This window comes from Amycolatopsis sp. CFH S0740, assembly GCF_004522315.1.
Classification (GTDB): Bacteria; Actinomycetota; Actinomycetes; order Mycobacteriales; family Pseudonocardiaceae; genus Amycolatopsis; species Amycolatopsis nivea.
This window is the reverse complement of the sequence record NZ_SDLS01000007.1, coordinates 57,853-74,439: the sequence shown is the minus strand read 5'-3', so window position 1 is coordinate 74,439 and position 16,587 is coordinate 57,853. Positions and strand designations below refer to the sequence as shown.

The 16,587-nt window shown below is 71.9% G+C and carries 9 protein-coding genes; all 9 read left to right on the top strand.

Going from position 1 to position 16,587, the window contains the following annotated elements; translation table 11 throughout:
* Positions 1-2 precede the first annotated feature (2 nt).
* From EIZ45_RS14600 to EIZ45_RS14560, 9 genes are read left to right on the top strand one after another with little or no spacing between them, the layout of a single operon-like run.
* On the top strand, positions 3-224 hold the full coding sequence (locus EIZ45_RS14600; RefSeq protein ID WP_037806251.1) for an MbtH family protein: 222 nt from the start codon (positions 3-5) through the stop codon (positions 222-224).
* Entirely contained in the window at positions 221-520 is a 300-nt protein-coding gene (locus tag EIZ45_RS14595; RefSeq protein WP_134662794.1) for a hypothetical protein, read from the top strand. Before EIZ45_RS14600 ends, EIZ45_RS14595 begins: the two co-directional genes overlap by 4 nt.
* A complete protein-coding gene (locus tag EIZ45_RS14590; RefSeq protein WP_134662793.1) occupies positions 513-848 on the top strand; it encodes an MbtH domain protein in 336 nt (111 codons plus the stop codon). The genes EIZ45_RS14595 and EIZ45_RS14590 overlap by 8 nt, the downstream gene beginning before the upstream one ends.
* A complete protein-coding gene (sbnA, locus tag EIZ45_RS14585; protein WP_205669893.1) occupies positions 845-1,819 on the top strand; it encodes a 2,3-diaminopropionate biosynthesis protein SbnA in 975 nt (324 codons plus the stop codon). The genes EIZ45_RS14590 and sbnA overlap by 4 nt, the downstream gene beginning before the upstream one ends.
* 11 nt (positions 1,820-1,830) lie before the next feature.
* Positions 1,831-2,841 carry a 2,3-diaminopropionate biosynthesis protein SbnB gene (sbnB, locus tag EIZ45_RS14580; RefSeq protein WP_134662792.1) on the top strand — a complete coding sequence of 337 codons (1,011 nt, stop codon included), beginning with the start codon at positions 1,831-1,833 and terminating at the stop codon, positions 2,839-2,841.
* A complete protein-coding gene (locus tag EIZ45_RS14575) occupies positions 2,838-6,086 on the top strand; it encodes a non-ribosomal peptide synthetase (RefSeq protein WP_134662791.1) in 3,249 nt (1,082 codons plus the stop codon). The genes sbnB and EIZ45_RS14575 overlap by 4 nt, the downstream gene beginning before the upstream one ends.
* 3 nt (positions 6,087-6,089) lie before the next feature.
* Positions 6,090-14,687 carry a non-ribosomal peptide synthetase gene (locus tag EIZ45_RS14570; protein ID WP_134662790.1) on the top strand — a complete coding sequence of 2,866 codons (8,598 nt, stop codon included), beginning with the start codon at positions 6,090-6,092 and terminating at the stop codon, positions 14,685-14,687.
* Positions 14,684-15,646 carry an ABC transporter ATP-binding protein gene (locus tag EIZ45_RS14565; protein ID WP_134662789.1) on the top strand — a complete coding sequence of 321 codons (963 nt, stop codon included), beginning with the start codon at positions 14,684-14,686 and terminating at the stop codon, positions 15,644-15,646. The genes EIZ45_RS14570 and EIZ45_RS14565 overlap by 4 nt, the downstream gene beginning before the upstream one ends.
* Positions 15,643-16,431 (top strand): ABC transporter permease, encoded by a 789-nt coding sequence (locus tag EIZ45_RS14560; protein WP_051728533.1) that lies wholly within the window; start codon positions 15,643-15,645, stop codon positions 16,429-16,431. Before EIZ45_RS14565 ends, EIZ45_RS14560 begins: the two co-directional genes overlap by 4 nt.
* Positions 16,432-16,587 lie beyond the last annotated feature (156 nt).

Sequence of the window (16,587 nt, the reverse complement as noted above, 5' to 3'; positions counted from 1 at the left end):
CTGTGTTCGAGGACGACGACGAGACCACCATTTACCACGTGGTGGTCAACCACGAGGAGCAGTACTCGATCTGGCCCGCGGACCGGGAGATCCCGGCCGGCTGGCGCGACGAGGGCACCTCGGGCACCAAGAAGGAATGCTTGGCCCACGTGGACGAGGTGTGGACCGACATGCGGCCGTTGAGCCTGCGCAAGCAGATGGCCGCCGAGGCCGCGGCACAGTGAGCGCGGCCGCACTGCCCGGGTACTGCAAAGCCTTTGCGCTGGCCGACTTCCGCCGGTTCCCCGGCTGGGCCGCGGCGGCCGCGCCGGCGCAGGCCGGTCTCGGGGACGACGACCTCGGCTATCTCGGCGACGACTACGCGGTGCGCGCCGATCCGGTGACCGGCGAACCGCTGCTGTTCGGCGGCGACGCCGCCGGATGGCGCGAATTCTGCACCGCCGAGCTGGGTTTCGCGGTGCCCGCCGACCTCGCGGCCGCGGCTGATTCGGAAAACCAAGGAGGACAGCGCAATGGATGAACTGGTGCAGCGTCTTTCGGAGGGCACGCACCCGGTGGCCGTCGGCGGGCCGGTGGCGACGCTGGCCGAACTGCACCGCCGGGTCGACGAGCTGGGCTTCGTGTTCGTGAAGTTCACCGGGACCTCCGGCGGCACCGACCTCGGCGTCCGGCTCGACCGCGAACGCTGCGCGCTCGACGGCGCGGACTTCGCGCTGGGCACCGGCGCCGTGCACTTGGAGGGCAGCTTGGTGCTCAACGACGAACCGGTGCGCTGCGTCGCGGACATCGACCTGGCCACACTGAGCGGGACCGGCCGGCTGCTGGCGACGACCGGCGCGGACGCGTGACCGACCACGCGCTGCTCGCGCGGCTGGAGGGGATCGGCGCCGGCTTCGCGCGCACTCCGGTGGCGCGGCTCTCGCACGAGCGGCTGCGGTTGTACGCGAAGCTCGAATTCCAGAACCCGACCGGCAGCGTGAAGGACCGCTCGGCGTACCTGATCCTGCGCCGCGCGGCCGAACGGGGCGAGCTGACGTCGGCCAGCGTCGTGGTGGAGTCCTCGTCCGGGAACTTCGCGATCTCGCTGGCGTCGTTCTGCCGAGCGGCCGGCCTGTCCTTCGTGCCGGTGATCGACCCGAACACCAACCAGTCCACCGAACGGTTCCTGCGCGCGGCGTGCGAGCGGGTGGAGAAGGTGACCGAACGGGATGAAAGCGGCGGATTCCTGCTCAGCCGGCTCGCCGCGGTGCGCCGGCTGAGGGCGGGCATGCCGGACGGGTACTGGCCCAACCAGTACGAGAACGCCGACGCCGCGGACGCGCACGAGCTGATGACCGGAGCCGAGCTGTGCGCGGCGCTGGAGCGGATCGACTACGTGTTCGTCGGGGTCGGCACCGGCGCGACGATCGCCGGCGTCGCCCGCTGCGTCAAACGACTGCGGTCGCGGGCGAAGGTGATCGCGGTGGACGCCGAGGGATCGGCGATCTTCGGCAGTCCGCCGCGCGCCCGGCACATCCCGGGGCTCGGCTCGGCGATCCGGCCGCCGATGGTGGACCGGGCCGAGATCGATGACGTGGTGCTCGTCCCGGAGACCGAAACCGTCGCCGCCTGCCACGCCCTGGTGCGCGAACACGGCATCTACGCCGGCGGGTCCACCGGCAGCGTCTACGCCGCGATCGAACGGTACTTCGCCGGGTATCGCGGTCCGGCCCCGGTGGTCGCCATGTTGTGCGCGGACCGGGGCACCGCGTACGCGGACACCGTCTACCGGCCTGGCTGGCTCGCCGAGCGCTTGCCCGAGCCGGTGCTGAGCATCTGAAAGGGATTCCCATGCCCGAGCTGGCGCCGCCCGAATTCGCCGTCATCACCGGAAGCGACGCGCGCGAGCACCTCGACGCCGCGCGCCCGGAGTGCGCCGACGTGGTCCGCCGTGCCTACCTCGTCCACGCCGCGGGGGACTCGTCGCTGCCGCACAGCAGTTTCCTGCGGTTCCCGGGGCGCGCGTCCGACCGGATCATCGCGCTGCCCGGATATCTCGGCGGGGAGTTCGACGTCGCGGGGATCAAGTGGATCGCCAGCGTCCCCGGCAACAAGAACCACGGCCTGCCGCGCGCGTCGGCGGTGCTGCTGCTCAACGACCCGGCGACCGGATTCGCCTACGCCTGCATGGAATCCTCGCTGATCTCGGCGACCCGCACGGCCGGATCGGCCGTGCTCGCGGCCGAGGCGCTGACCGGCGGGCGGACCGCCCGCCGGATCGGATTCGTCGGCACCGGCCTGATCGCCGACCACGTGCGCCGGTTCGTCGCCGATCTGTCCTGGGACGTCGGCGGCTACCGGTTGTTCGACACCGACCCGGCGGCCGCGCACCGGTTCGCGGAGCGGCTGCCCGGCTCCGACGTCGTCGTCGCGGACAAGGTGTCCGGAGCCTTCGAAGACTGCGATCTCGTGGTGCTCGCCACCGTCGCGGGCAGCCCGCACCTGCACGATCCGGACCTGCTCGCGCACCGGCCGACGGTGTTGCACCTGTCGTTGCGCGATCTGAGCGAAGACCTGGTGCTGGGCGTGCAGAATTTCACCGACGACATCGACCACGTGATGCGTGAGCGCACTTCGCTGCACCTGGCGCAGCAGCGGGTCGGGCACCGCGATTTCGTCGCAGGAACCCTCGCGGACGTGTTGAGCGGCACGGTCTCCCGCGATCCTGAGCGGGCGGCGGTGTTCTCGCCGTTCGGGCTGGGCGTGCTGGACCTCGCGGTCGGCTCCTGGCTCGCCGAGAGGGTGCGCGCGGCAGGCGCCGGGCAGTCCGTCGCGGACTTCAGCCCGGAGGCCGGCTGGTGACCGGCATCGATCCGGGCGTGGAGCAGGACGTCTTCGTCCTGCCCTCGTCTTACGCGCAGCAGCGGCTGTGGTTCCTCGACCAGCTCGAACCGGGCAGCCCCGCCTACACCGTCCCGATGGCCGTGCGGCTGGCCGGCGAGCTCGACGCCCCGGCACTGCGCCAAGCGCTGCGCACCGTGGCCGGCCGGCACGAAACGCTGCGGACGACGCTGGCCGACATCGACCAGTCCGGCGTGCCGAGCCAGCTCGTGGCCCCGGCCGCCGACGTCGCGCTGCCGGCGATCGACCTGTCCGGCCTGCCCGAGGCGGACCGCGCCGAGGTCGCGGCGCGGCTGGCCGCAGCGGAAGCCACCGCACCGTTCGACCTGGCGACCGGACCGCTGCTGCGGGTCCGCCTGCTCCGTCTCGGCCGCGCCGACCACGTGCTGCTCACCACCATGCACCACGCCATCACCGACGGATGGTCGCTCGGAAACTTCGCCCGGGAGCTCGGCATCTGCTACCAGGCCGCCGTGGCGGGCAGCGAGCCGGAGCTGCCCGAGCTGCCCATCCAGTACGCGGATTACGCGGTGTGGCAACGGGAACAGCTCTCCGGCGCCGCGCTGGAACGCGAACTGGACTACTGGCGCGACCGGCTGTCCGGCGCTCCCGCGCTGCTCGACCTCCCGCTGGACCGCCCGCGCCCGCCGGTGCCCGCGTCGCGGTCCGCGCAGGTCGCCGTGCGCTGGCCGGCCGAGCTGCGCGACGGCCTCGCATCGCTCGGACACGAGCACGGGGCCACGCTGTTCATGGTGCTGCTGGCCGGTTTCAGCGCGGTGCTGGCCCGGCACACCGGTTCGCCGGACGTGGTCGTCGGCACCCCGGTCGCCGGTCGCGGCCGTCCGGAGCTCGACGGCATGATCGGCCTGCTGGTCAACACTCTGGCGCTGCGCACGGACGTCTCCGGCGACCCGGGTTTCGCCAGCCTGCTCGATCAGGTGCGGGAGAGCTGCCTCGACGCCTACAGCCACCAGGACCTGCCGTTCGAGCGACTGGTCGAAGCGTTGCGGCCGGAGCGGGACTCTCGGCACAACCCGGTGGTGCAGGTGCTTTTCGCGCTGCAGAACACTCCGGCGGCGGACCGGGACTGGCCCGGGCTGCGGTCGGTGCTGTTCCGGCGGGAGCACCGCGGAGGCACCTCGAAGTTCGACCTCAGCCTGTTCGTCACCGAGATCGGTGCGGACGGCCTCGACGTCGTGATCGAATACGACGGCACCTTGTTCGAGCACACGACGGTCGAACGCCTCACCGGACATCTCCGCACGCTGCTGGAGGCGGCCGTCGCGGATCCCGTCGCGCCGGTGAGCACGCTTCCGATGCTGAGCGCGGCCGAGTTGGACGAAGCGGCGCGGTTGGCCGACGGCGGCCCGGCGGGCAGCCGGACGCCCGTACCCGAGCGGTTCCGCGCCCAGGCGGCCCGCACTCCGGACGCGATCGCCGTGCGGTGCGGGGAAACCGCCGTGACCTACCGGGAATTGGACGAGCGCGCCAACCAGCTGGCCGGGCATTTGCGCGGCCTGGGCGTGCGAGCCGAAACCCCGGTGGCGGTCTGTCTCGACCGCACGCCGGAGCTGGTGATCGCGCTGCTGGCGGTGCTCAAAGCAGGCGGCGGCTACCTGCCGCTGGATCCGGCGTATCCGGCGGAGCGGCTGAACGCGATGCTCTCCGACAGCGGCGCCGAGATCGTCGTGACCCGTGATGCGCTGGCGGGTCGGTGGACCGGCAACGGAATGCGCACGGTCTCAGTCGACGGCGACGCGACGGCTATCGCGGCACAGCCGGCGGACCGTCCGGACGACGCGGTCTCGGGCGCGCAAACCGCGTACGTCCTCTATACGTCCGGATCGACCGGCAAGCCGAAGGGCGTGCAGATCAGCCATGCCAACGTAGCGGCGCTGGTGGACTGGGCGAGTTCCGCGTTCCCGCTCGACGGGTCGGACGGAATGCTAGCCGCCACGTCGGTGTGCTTCGACCTGTCGGTGTTCGAGATCTTCTTGCCGCTGACCCTCGGCGCGCGCGTCGTGCTCGTCGACAGTGCGCTGGCCATGCTGGACACGCCGCTGCCGGACGTCACGCTGGTGAACACCGTGCCGTCTGTGCTCGCGGAAGTGTTGCGGGACGGGGGACTGCCGCCCGGCGCGCGCACGGTCTGCCTTGCCGGAGAACCGCTGCCGGGGTCGCTCGTCGACGCCGCGCACCAGCAGGCGGCCGTCGCAGCGGTGCACAACCTCTACGGGCCCAGCGAGGCCACCACGTACTCGACCGCGGCGCTCGTGCCGGCCGATGCCGAACTGCCGCCGCCGGTCGGGACACCGATCGCCGGAACCCGCGCGTATGTGCTGGACCAGTGGTTGCGGCCGGTGCCGCGGGGCGTCGCCGGAGAGCTGTACCTCGGCGGTGCCGGGGTAGCCCGCGGCTACTTCCGCCGGCCCGGGCTGACCGCGGACCGGTTCGTGCCCGATCCCTTCTCCGCCGAGCCAGGGGATCGGCTGTACCGGACCGGCGATCTCGCCCGGTGGCGCGGCGACGGCGAGCTTTCCTTCCTCGGCCGGCGCGACCACCAGGTCAAGCTGCGCGGGTTTCGGATCGAGCCCGGCGAGGTCGAGGCGGTGCTGCGCGCCCATCCCGCGGTGGCCGAAGCTGCCGTGCTGGTCCGCGAGGACGCTCCCGGCGACCGCCGGCTGGTCGCGTATGCGGTGCCCGGCGGCCCGGTGGCCGAAACCGAGCTGCGGGCGCACTGCGCCGACCGGCTGCCCGCCTTCATGGTGCCTGCCGCGGTCCAGCTGCTCGACCGGTTTCCCTTGAACCCCAACGGGAAACTCGATCGCGGTGCCCTGCCGGCTCCGGCGGGGCGGGACGAAGCGGCAGCCGAAGCGCAGCCGCCCGCCGACGCCGTCGAGGCGGCGGTTGTCCGGGTGTGGGAGGACGTGCTCGGCGTCGCGCCGATCGGGGCGCAGGACAACTTCTTCGCGCTCGGCGGCCATTCGCTGCTCGCGACGCAGGTCGCGGCCCGGCTGCGCGCGGACTTCGCGGTGGACCTGCCGTTGCGTGCTCTGTTCGACGCGCCGACTCCTGCCCGTCTGGCGCGCGCTCTCGCAGCGGCCGAGCCCGCGGCGGGACACGTCGCCGCGGTCGCCGAACTCCGCGGCCAGATCGACGCGCTGTCGCTCGAGGAGATCCTCGCGCAGCTGGAAGACGGCGAGTAGCCGATGACCGACCAGCACGTTCCCGACGCCCGGGCCGCGGAGGCCAAGCAGCGGCTGCTGGCGCGGCTGCTGCGCGAGCGGGGCATCGCGCTGCCCGACCCGGACCGGATCGTCCCGGCCGGCCGCACCGACGATCTGCCGCTCTCGTTCGCGCAGCAGCGGATGTGGTTCCTGGACCAGGTCGAGCCCGGACAGTCCACTTACCACATCGCGATGAGCGCCCGGATCGACGGACCGCTGCGGGCCGGCTCGCTGCGAGCGGGCCTGGAGTCCGTCCTCGCCCGGCACGACGCCCTGCGGTCGGCGTTCCACAGCAGAGAAGGCCTGGTGCGCCAGTCGGTCCGGCCTGCCGTGCCGACACCGATGTCGGCGGTGGACCTCTCCGGGCTGCCTTCGGCGGAGGCCGAGCGGGTGCTGCCCGGCCTGGCTGCCCGGGCCGCGCAGGCGCCGTTCGACCTGACCCGTCCGCCGCTGCTGCGGCTGACCCTTTTCCGGGTCTCCGCCCGCGACCATGTGATGGTGCTGGCGACCCACCACATCGTCAGCGACGGCTGGTCCCTCGGCGTGCTGGTGCGCGAACTGGGCGAGGTGTACCTGGCGCGCGCCGAGGGCCGTCCGCCCGCGCTCGCGGCGCTGCCGGTGCAATACCAGGATTACGCGGCCTGGCAACGGGACCGGCTGGCAGGCGACTGGCTCGAAGGCGAGGTCGCCTGGTGGCGCGAAGAACTCGCCGGCGCGCCGGATCTCGCCGATCTGCCCGCGGACTTCCCGCGGCCCCCGGTGCAGAGCTTCCGCGGCGCGACGGTCGCGTTCACCTGGCCCGGCGAGCTGGTCGAGCGGCTGCACGAACTTGCCCGCAGCCAGGACGCGACGCTCTTCATGGTGCTGCTGGCCGGTTTCTCGGCGGCGCTGGCGCGCTACACGCGGCAAGACGACGTGGTGGTCGGCACCCCAGTGGCAGGCCGCACGCGGTCCGAGCTGGCCGGGTTGATCGGATTGTTCGTCAACACGCTCGCGTTGCGCACCCGGTGCGACGACTCCGCGGATTTCCGATCGCTGCTCGCGCGGGTGCGGCGCACCTGCCTCGACGCGTTTTCCCACCAGGACCTGCCTTTTGAACGCCTGGTCGAGGCGTTGCGTCCGGACCGTTCGCTCAGCTACAGCCCGCTGGTGCAGGTGTTCTTCGACGTGCAGAACACGCCCGGAGGAGAGGTCGAGTGGCCGGGGCTGCGGCTTCGTCCGTTCGCCGGCGGGGAGGCGTTGCTCGGCACCACCGCGAAATTCGACCTCAGCATGTCGTTGCGCGAGACGCCGGACGGCCTCGAAGGCACGCTGGAGTACAACACCGATCTGTTCGCCGCCGGCACCGTGCAGCGGATGGCCGAGCATTGCCGGAACTTGCTGTCCGAGGCAGCCGCCCGCCCCGCGGAGCCGATGCGGAGCCTGTCGATGCTGGCCCCGGGCGAGCGGACGCGCGCCCTCGCCGCGGCGCTTCCGGACCGGCCCGTCCAACCTGGACGGTCGCTGCACGAACTCGTCGAGCAGCACGCCGCACTTCGCCCGGACGCCGTCGCGGTGACCGGCGACGGCCGGACTCTGACCTACGCCGCGCTCAACGCCGCGGCGAACCGGCTGGCGCGTGCGTTGCGGGAGCGCGGGGCCAGGCCGGAAACCCGGGTCGGCGTGCTGCTGCGCCGGTCCCCGGACCTGATCGTCGCGGTGCTCGCCGTGCTCAAGGCCGGCGCCGCGTACGTCCCGGTGGATCCGGACCACCCGCGGGAACGGCAGGCGATGCTGCTCTCCGACGCGGGCGCGGACTTGCTGATCGCCGAGGAAGCGCTGAGTGACTTCCCGCTGGTCCGGCCGCGAGCGCCCGAGCACTCCGCCGGTAACCTGCCGGGCCGCGCGAAGCCGGGCAATCTTGCGTACGTGGTTTATACCTCCGGCTCGACCGGGCGCCCGAAGGGCGTGCAGGTGACCCATCGAAATCTCGCTTCCGCCATCGAGGCTTGGCACGCTGCCTATGACCTCGTCCCGGACGACCGTCACCTGCAAATGGCCAGCGCCGCCTTCGACGTCTTCACCGGCGATGTGGCCCGCGCGCTCGGCTCGGGTGCGACCCTCGTGCTCTGCCCGCGGGATCTGCTGCTGGAGCCGGCTTCGCTCGCCGAGTCGACGGACGCGCACGGCATCACCTGCGCGGAATTCGTCCCCGTCGTGCTCCGGCACGTCGCCGCCGCCCTGCGCGGCCGACGGCTCGGCGCCCTGCGGTTGCTGATCTCCGGCGCGGACGCGTGGCCTGCGCAGGAGTACGCGCGTGCGCGGGAGATCGTCGGACCGGGCGGCCGGGTGGTGAATTCCTACGGGGTCACCGAAGCGACCATCGACAACACCTGGTTCGAGTCGGACTCCGGGCCGGAAGGCGCGCTCACCCCGATCGGTGGTCCGCTCGGGCACAGCCGGACGCACGTGCTGGACCGCCACGGCAACCCGGTTCCGCTGGGCGTGCCGGGGGAACTGTTCCTCGGCGGCGACGCCGTGGCTCGCGGCTACCTCGGCCGGCCAGGCCTCACCGCCGCCCGGTTCGTCCCGGACCCGTTCGGCGAGCCCGGCGCCCGGTTCTACCGCACTGGCGATCTCGTGCGCCGGAACGCCCGCGGCGACCTCGAATTCCTCGGCCGGGCCGACCATCAGGTCAAGATCCGCGGGCACCGGGTCGAGCCCGGCGAGGTCGAGGCAGTGCTTGATGCCCACCCAGCGGTTGCCGGCTCCGTCGTCGTCGCGCGCGCCGAGTCAGGGCCCGACGCCCGGCTGGTCGGCTACGCCGTGGCCGCACCCGGTGCCGAACGCGCCGGTCTCGCGGAGACACTGAGGGCACACGCGGCGCAGGGCCTGCCGCCATATCTGGTGCCTTCGGCAATTGTGCTGCTGGACCGGATGCCGTTGAGTGCCAACGGAAAGGTGGATCGCCAGGCGTTGCCCGCGCCGCCCGCTCCCGAGCCCGTCCCGGTGCGCACCGCTCCGGCGACGCCTGCCGAGCAGGCGGTCGCGCAGGCGTGGGCCGAGGTGCTCGGCCTCGACGCGGTCGGCGCGGAGGACAACTTCTTCTCCCTCGGCGGCGACTCGATCGTGAGCCTGCAGGTGGTCGCCCGGATCCGCGCCGCGGGCTGGGCCGTGACACCGAAGCAGGTGTTCGAACATCAGACGGTGCGGGCGCTCGCCTCCGCCGCACGGGAGATCGCGGAGACCGATGTCCAGCAGGCAGAACAGGGTGTGGTGACCGGCCCGGTGCCGCTGACGCCGATCCAGCTAGCCATGCTGACCGAGCAGCGCCCGCCGGTGCCGGACCACTACAACCAGGCCGTTCTGCTGCGGGCGCGCCGCCCGGCGCCGCCGTCTGCTGTGGAAGCGGCGCTGCGCGAACTGCTGCGGCACCACGACGCCCTGCGGCTGCGCGTCGAGCGGGCCGGCTCGGGCTGGCGGCAGGAACAGGCCGGGCTCTCCGGGATCCCGGAGCGGATTCTGACTGTGGAGGACCTTCGCGCGGTTCCGGAATCCGACCGGCCTGCCCGGATCGCGGCATCGGCGGAACGCGCGCAAACCAGCCTCGACCTCGCGGCCGGCCGGCTGGTCGCCGCGGTCTATTTCGACCTCGGACCGGACGACTGCCGCCTGCTGGTGGTGGTGCACCACGTCGCGGTGGACGGTGTGTCCTGGCGCATCCTGCTCGAAGACCTCGAAGCGGTGATGGCGCGGGGTGCGTCCGCGCTGCCGCCGAAAACGACCTCGTTCCGCGAGTGGGCACACCACCTGCGCCGCCGCGCGCGGAGCTCGGAGATACGCGGGGAAGCGGACTACTGGGCCGGACTCGCCAGCACCGCGGCGATTCCGCTCGACCTGCCGTCCGCCGAACCGCCCACAGTGTCCACAGTGGACGTTGTGCGCACGAGGTTCGGCGCCGACGAGACGGCCGCCCTGCTGCGCGAAGTGCCGCAGGCATATCGGACCCGGGTCAATGACGTCCTGCTCGCCGCGCTGGGACAGGCGCTGGGCGAGTGGCTCGACTCGTCGCGGGTGCTCGTCGAGCTGGAAAGCCACGGCCGCGACGCCGCGCCCGACGACCTCGACCTGTCGCGCACGGTGGGCTGGTTCACCAGCTTCCATCCGGTGCTGCTCGAGCTGGGTTCGGACGACGATCCGGGCGCGCTCCTGAAGCGGGTCAAAGAAGCGCAGCGCGCGGTGCCGCGCGGCGGCATCGGCTACGGGCTGCTGCGCTACCTCGGCGGCACGCCGGAGCTCCGCGCCGCGCACCGCCCGCAGGTCGCGTTCAACTACCTGGGCCAGTTCGACAGCTCCTTCCAGCCCGGCTCATGGTGGGAGCCCGCGCCGGAACCGGCCGGGCGGATGCACGACCCGAACGAGCCGAGGGAGAACCTGCTCGACGTCACGGCCGCGGTCAGCGGCGGACAGCTCGAAGTCGCCTGGGGCTACAGCACCACCGTGCACCGCCCGGAAACGATCGAAGCGCTCGCCACCTCCTTCGCCGACCGCCTGCGCGCCCTCGTCGCACACTGCTGTGCGCCGGGGACCGGCGGCTGGACGCCGTCCGATTTCCCGCTGTCCGCCTTGGACCAGGAAGCACTCGACCGGGTGCTGGCCGGCATGGACGGCGTCGCGGACGTCTACCCGCTGACCCCGATGCAGGAAGGCATGGTCTTCCACAGCGAACAGGGCGGCGGGCTTTACGTCGAACAGTTCACCTGCCGCCTCGAAGGCCCGTTGGACCCGGCAGCGCTGCGCGCGGCGTGGGAAGCGGTCGTGCAGCGGCACCCGGTGCTGCGCACTTCCGTGCACTGGTCGGGTCTGCCCGCTCCGGTGCAAGTGGTGCACGACTCGGTCTGTCCGGAGTGGACGGAGCTGGACTGGCGCGACACGCTCTCCTCCGAGCACCAGCGCCGGCTCGACCAGTTCCTGGCGGACGACCGCGCACGCGGGTTCGCGCTGGACCGCCCGCCGTTGTTGCGCTTCGCGCTGATCCGTCTCGCAGCCGACGACCACCGGTTCGTCTTCAGCCATCATCACCTGTTGCTGGACGGCTGGTCCTTCCCGAGAGTCACCGGCGAGGCATTCCAGAGATACGAGGCCGCGGTCCGCGGCGTGCCGGCGGAACTCGCGCACGCGCGGCCGTTCCGCGATTATCTGAGCTGGCTCGGCGAGCAGGATCCGGCGCGAGCGGAGTCGTACTGGCGCGAGCTGATGTCCGGCTACCGGCCGCCGGTCGAGACCGGCCGCGAGAACGGCGGGGAACCGGGTTGCCAGGAAGCCGAGCTCCCGGCGAGTTCGACCAGCAAGCTCGCCGAACTCGCGAAGCGTTGCCACGTCACGCTCAACACCGTGGTGCAAGCGGCGTGGGCAGTGCTCACCGCGCTTCGGCTCGGCTCCGACGACGTGGTGTTCGGCATGACGGTCTCCGGGCGTCCGCCGGAATTGCCCGGCGCGGACGACATCGTGGGCCTGCTGATCAACACCGTGCCGGTCCGGGCGGTCCTCCGGACCGGGCAGCCGGTCGGCGAGTGGCTTTCCGACGTCCAGCGGCAGCTCACCGAATCGCGCCAGCACGAGCACACGCCACTGGCCCGCATCCACGCTCTCAGCGAGGCGCCGCGGGACCGTGCGTTGTTCGACAGTGCGGTCGTGTTCGAGAACTATCCCGCGTCTCGCACCGGCAGCGATGACGAGACCGGTCTGCGCGTCCGCGACGTGCGGACGGACGCGCAGACCAACTATCCGCTGACTCTCGCCGCAGCACCGGGCGAGGAACTGCGACTGCAGCTGTGGCACGAGCGAGGGCGCTTCGACGGCGACGCGGCACGAACGCTGCTGGACCGGCTTGTCCGGATTCTCGACGGGATGGCCGAGGCGCCCGATGCGCCGGTGGAGAACCTGATGGCGCTCCCGGCCGACCAGCGCCGGATCCTCCTGGAACAGTGGGGCCGGACGCCGGGCAGGCCGCCTGCCGGCCAGTGCGTGCACGAGCTGTTCGCCGGCCAAGCGGCCCGCACCCCGGACGCGCCCGCCCTGCGGCACCGGGGCGGAACGGTCACCTACCGGGAGCTGGACGAACGGGCGAACCGCCTGGCGCACTGCCTGCGGGCGGCCGGGGTCGGCCCCGAAGACCGGGTCGCCCTGCTCCAGCAACGCGGAGTGGAGCTGATCGTTTCGACGCTGGCGGTGCTCAAGGCCGGCGGCGCGTACGTTCCGCTGGACGCCCGCAGTCCCGACGACCGGCTGGCCGCGATGGTCCGCCGCTGTGCGGTGAAAGCCGTCCTCACCGACCGAGCCTCGGCGGCCCGGAACGTCGCCGGATCCGCCGCGGTGCGCGTGGTCGACACGGCAGCGGAGCGGACCGATTTCCCCGTGGCCGCACCGGATCTTCCGGTGCACCCGGCCGGCCTCGCCTATGTGATGCACACGTCCGGTTCCACGGGCGCGCCGAAGGGCGTCGCCGTCACGCACGCGGACGTCGTGGCTCTTGCCGCCGACTCGTCCTGGGCCGATGGCCATCGGCGGGTCCTTTTCCACTCGCCGCACGCATTCGACGCGGTCACCTACGAGGTCTGGGCGCCGCTGCTGTCCGGCGGCGAAGTAGTCGTCGCACCGGCCGGCGACCTCACCATCGACGACCTGGGCGAACTCGTCGCCGAGCACCAGGTGACCGCGGCTTTCCTGACCTCCGGGCTGTTCCGCGTGCTTGCCGACGCCGCACCGTCCGCGCTGGCCGGTCTTCGCGAACTGTGGACCGGCGGCGACGCGGTGCCCGCCGACGCCGTGCGCCGCGTGCTGGCCGCATGCCCCGGCCTCGCGGTGACGGACGTCTACGGGCCGACCGAAACCACGACCTTCGCCACTCGGTTCCGGATGACCGACAGCGAGACCGTGCCGTCGCCGGTCCCGATCGGCAGTCCGCTGGACGGCATGGCCGTGCGAGTTCTCGACGCGCGGCTGCGCCTGGCGCCGCCCGGCTCGGTCGGCGAATTGTTCGTCGCCGGCGCGGGGGTGGCCCGCGGCTACCTCGGCCAGTCCGGCATGACCGCCGACCGGTTCCTGCCGGACCCGTTCGGCGAACCGGGCTCTCGCATGTACCGGACCGGCGACCTGGTGCGTTGGACCGCAGGCGGCGTGCTGGACTTCGTCGGCCGGACGGACGACCAGGTCAAGATCCGCGGCTTCCGGGTCGAGGTCGGCGAAATCGAAGCGGTGCTGCGCGCGCACCCCTCGGTCCGGGAGGCGATCGTCGTCGCGCACCGGGACGAAGGGGCAGGCTGGCGCCTCGTCGCGTACGTCGTGGGCGACAGCGATGCGGGCGACTTGGGCGCGCACTGCCGCTCGGCGCTGCCGGACTACCTGGTCCCCTCGGCAGTGCTGACCCTGGGCGAACTTCCGTTGACTCGCAACGGAAAAATCGACCGGGACGCGCTGCCCGCGCCGGTCGGTCCGACGCTCGCGGCGGAGTACGTCCCGCCGCAAACCCCTGTGCAGGCAGTGATCGCCGCGGTCTGGCAGGACGTGCTGGGAGTCCCGCGCATCGGCGCGCACGACAACTTCTTCGACGCGGGCGGGCATTCCATGGTCGCGCTGCGGCTGGTGGGGGAGTTGCGCCGGATTCTCGGCCGCGCAGTGTCGCTGGCCGACCTGTACGGCAACCCGACGCCCGCGGAACTCGCCGAGGCACTGGAGCAGCCGCGCGAGGGCTGGCCGCGCTCGATTATCACGTTGCGCGCCGGAACCGCCGAGCCACCGCTGTTCTGCATGCACCCGAAGAACGGCACCGTCTTCTGCTTCACCTCGCTGGCCCGCGTACTGCCCGGGGAAGGCCCGGTCTACGGCGTGCAAGCGCACTCCCTCGAACTGGCGCGCGCACCGCACGAATCGATCGAGGAGATGGCTGCCGCGTATGTGGCGGACATCCGGAAGGTGCAGCCGGAGGGCGCGTATCACCTGTGCGGATACTCGCTCGGCGGCCTGATCGCGTACGAGATGGCCCGGCAATTGCGCGCGGCCGGGCACGAGGTGGCACGTCTGGTTCTGCTCGACAGCAGTCCCGACCTCGGGCCGGACTTCCCGTCGCTCGCCGAATTCGAGGCGATGGACGACGTGCGATTCCTCGCAAGCGAGTTCGCCGAACACCTGCCAGTGACCGAAGCGCGGTTGCGCGCGCTGCCCGAGGACGAACGGCTGCCGCACGTGGTCGCGCTGGCCGACGAAGCGGGTTTGCTGGCCGAGCACATGGACCTGCGCACGATGCGCCAGTACGTGGACATCGCCCGCGCGCACACGCGAGCTGCGCTGGCCTACCGTCCGCGACCCCACGCCGGAGCGGCGTTGCTGCTGCGCTGCGCCGACCCGGACGAACCGCCGGACAGCGATCCGGCGTGGGGCTGGGGCGAGCTGGCCCGCGGCGGCCTCGAGGTCCGGCTGGTGCCGGGCAGCCATCTGACCATGCTCGACCCGCCGCACGTCGCGGCACTGGCCGAGCACCTGCGCACTCCGCCGGCCGGCGGACGGCCCCCCAGCGAGAACGGACAGGCGATGCGGACATGACTTCCGAGAGCGGCAAGGCCGTCGAGGTGACCGGGCTGACCAAGGTCTACCGCGCCGGATCGGGAACGCGCCGGGTGGTCGACGGTCTGCACCTGGCCATCGAGCACGGCCAGGTGCTCGGCCTGCTCGGCGTGAACGGGGCGGGCAAGACGACCACCATCAAGATGATCTGCGGACTGGTCACCCCCACCTCGGGCGAATTGCGCGTCAACGGCTGCGACGTGCGCCGCTCGCGGCGGCGCGCGATGGCGCAGATCGGTGCGGTGCTGGAAGGCACCCGCAACATCTACTGGCAGCTCTCGGCATGGGAGAACCTTCGGTACTTCGCCCGGCTCAAGGGTTCCCGGGGCACCGCCTGGCGGGAGCGAGCCGAGCAGCTGCTGCGCAACCTGGAGCTGTGGGAGCGCAGGCACGAGCCGGTCACCCGGTTTTCCCGCGGCATGCAGCAAAAAGTGGCGATCGCCTGCGCGCTGATCGGCGACCCGCCGGTGATCCTGCTCGACGAGCCGACGCTCGGACTGGACGCGCAGGCCTCGCGCACCGTGCGGCTCTGGGTGGACCGGCTGGCCCGCGAGGAGGGCCGCACCGTGCTGCTCACCTCGCACCAGCTGGAGGTCGTCCAGGACCTGTGCGACCGGGTGGCGGTGATCCACCAGGGCCGGATGCTGATCGACAAGCCGGTGAAGGAACTGCTGGCGCTGTTCGGCAAGGACAGCTACGAAATCCGGCTGGGCGGGCATCTCGACGCCCGCGAACCGGCCTGGCGGGACCTGGAGGTCACCGCGCGGGACGGCGAGATCACCCTCTCCGGCGAGATCAACGACCAGGAGGAACTACACGAACTCCTGGCGCACGCGCGCAGCCGGTCGCTGACCGTGCTCGGGATCAATCGCCTCGAGCCGACACTGGAGGAAGTCTTCTTGCGAGTGGTCCAGGACGAGCAGGAGCTGCGACGATGAGCGCGGCGGTGCACGTGGTGCTGGCCGAGGCGCGCAAAGGCCTGCGCGTCAACTGGTACTACAAGTTCAACATGGTGATGCAACTCGTCACGCTCACTGCGATCTTCCTTTTCCTGGTGTTCTTCCTCGGCCACGGTTCGATGGACCCCGGGCAGCTCACCTCGGCACTGCTGGGCTACGTGGTGTGGTTCTACGCCGTCAACATGGTCAGCTGGGTGGGCATCGATCTGGTCAGCGAGGCGCAGACCGGCACGCTGGAACAGATGTGCATGTCGGTGAGCCAGCCGGAACTGCTGCTGGTCGGCAGGGCGGTCGCGGCGCTGGTCACCACCACCGGACTGGTCGCCGTGCTCGACCTGGTGCTGCTCGCGAGTTTCGGCGTGTCCGTCCCGGTGTCCGGCGGCGGCTTGCTGATGCTCGCCCTGACCTTGACCGGCCTGTTCGGCTTCGGCCTGATGATCGGCGGTGCGATGCTGGTCTTCAAGCACGTCGGGGCGCTCGCGAACCTGATGATCAACATGATCATCTTCACCAACGGCACGCTGCTGCCGGTGGACGAGTTCCCGCGCTGGCTCACCACGATCGCCAACAGCCTGCCCAGCACGCAAGGGGTCACCATGCTCCGCGAATCGGTGCTGCAGGGCCGGTCGCTGGCCGCGATGTGGTCCGACGGCGGACTGCCCGGGCTGCTCCTGAACACCGGGATCTACCTCGGGCTCGGCGTGCTGGTGTTCGAGGTGGGCATCCGCAGGGCACGGGTGCGCGGGTCGCTCGGCCAGTACTGAGCGGAGCTGCCGAACGGCGCCGCAGGGGCCGCAGCGGAACCGTTCGCCGCCCCGCCCTGCGCCGCTCCGCATCCCGTCTCGGTGCGCAGCGATCCGGCAAGGTCCCTTGCGGCAACACGGTTCCCGCGAGGGACCTTGCCGGTTTCCCAGTCCTGC

What these genes read in the sequence shown, in the direction of transcription:
- sbnB (WP_134662792.1), top strand. Translation starts at nt 1,831, where the DNA reads ATGCCCGAGCTGGCGCCGCCCGAATTCGCCGTCATCACCGGAAGCGAC.
- EIZ45_RS14590 (WP_134662793.1), top strand. Translation starts at nt 513, where the DNA reads ATGGATGAACTGGTGCAGCGTCTTTCGGAGGGCACGCACCCGGTGGCC.
- EIZ45_RS14570 (WP_134662790.1), top strand. Translation starts at nt 6,090, where the DNA reads ATGACCGACCAGCACGTTCCCGACGCCCGGGCCGCGGAGGCCAAGCAG.
- EIZ45_RS14565 (WP_134662789.1), top strand. Translation starts at nt 14,684, where the DNA reads ATGACTTCCGAGAGCGGCAAGGCCGTCGAGGTGACCGGGCTGACCAAG.
- EIZ45_RS14560 (WP_051728533.1), top strand. Translation starts at nt 15,643, where the DNA reads ATGAGCGCGGCGGTGCACGTGGTGCTGGCCGAGGCGCGCAAAGGCCTG.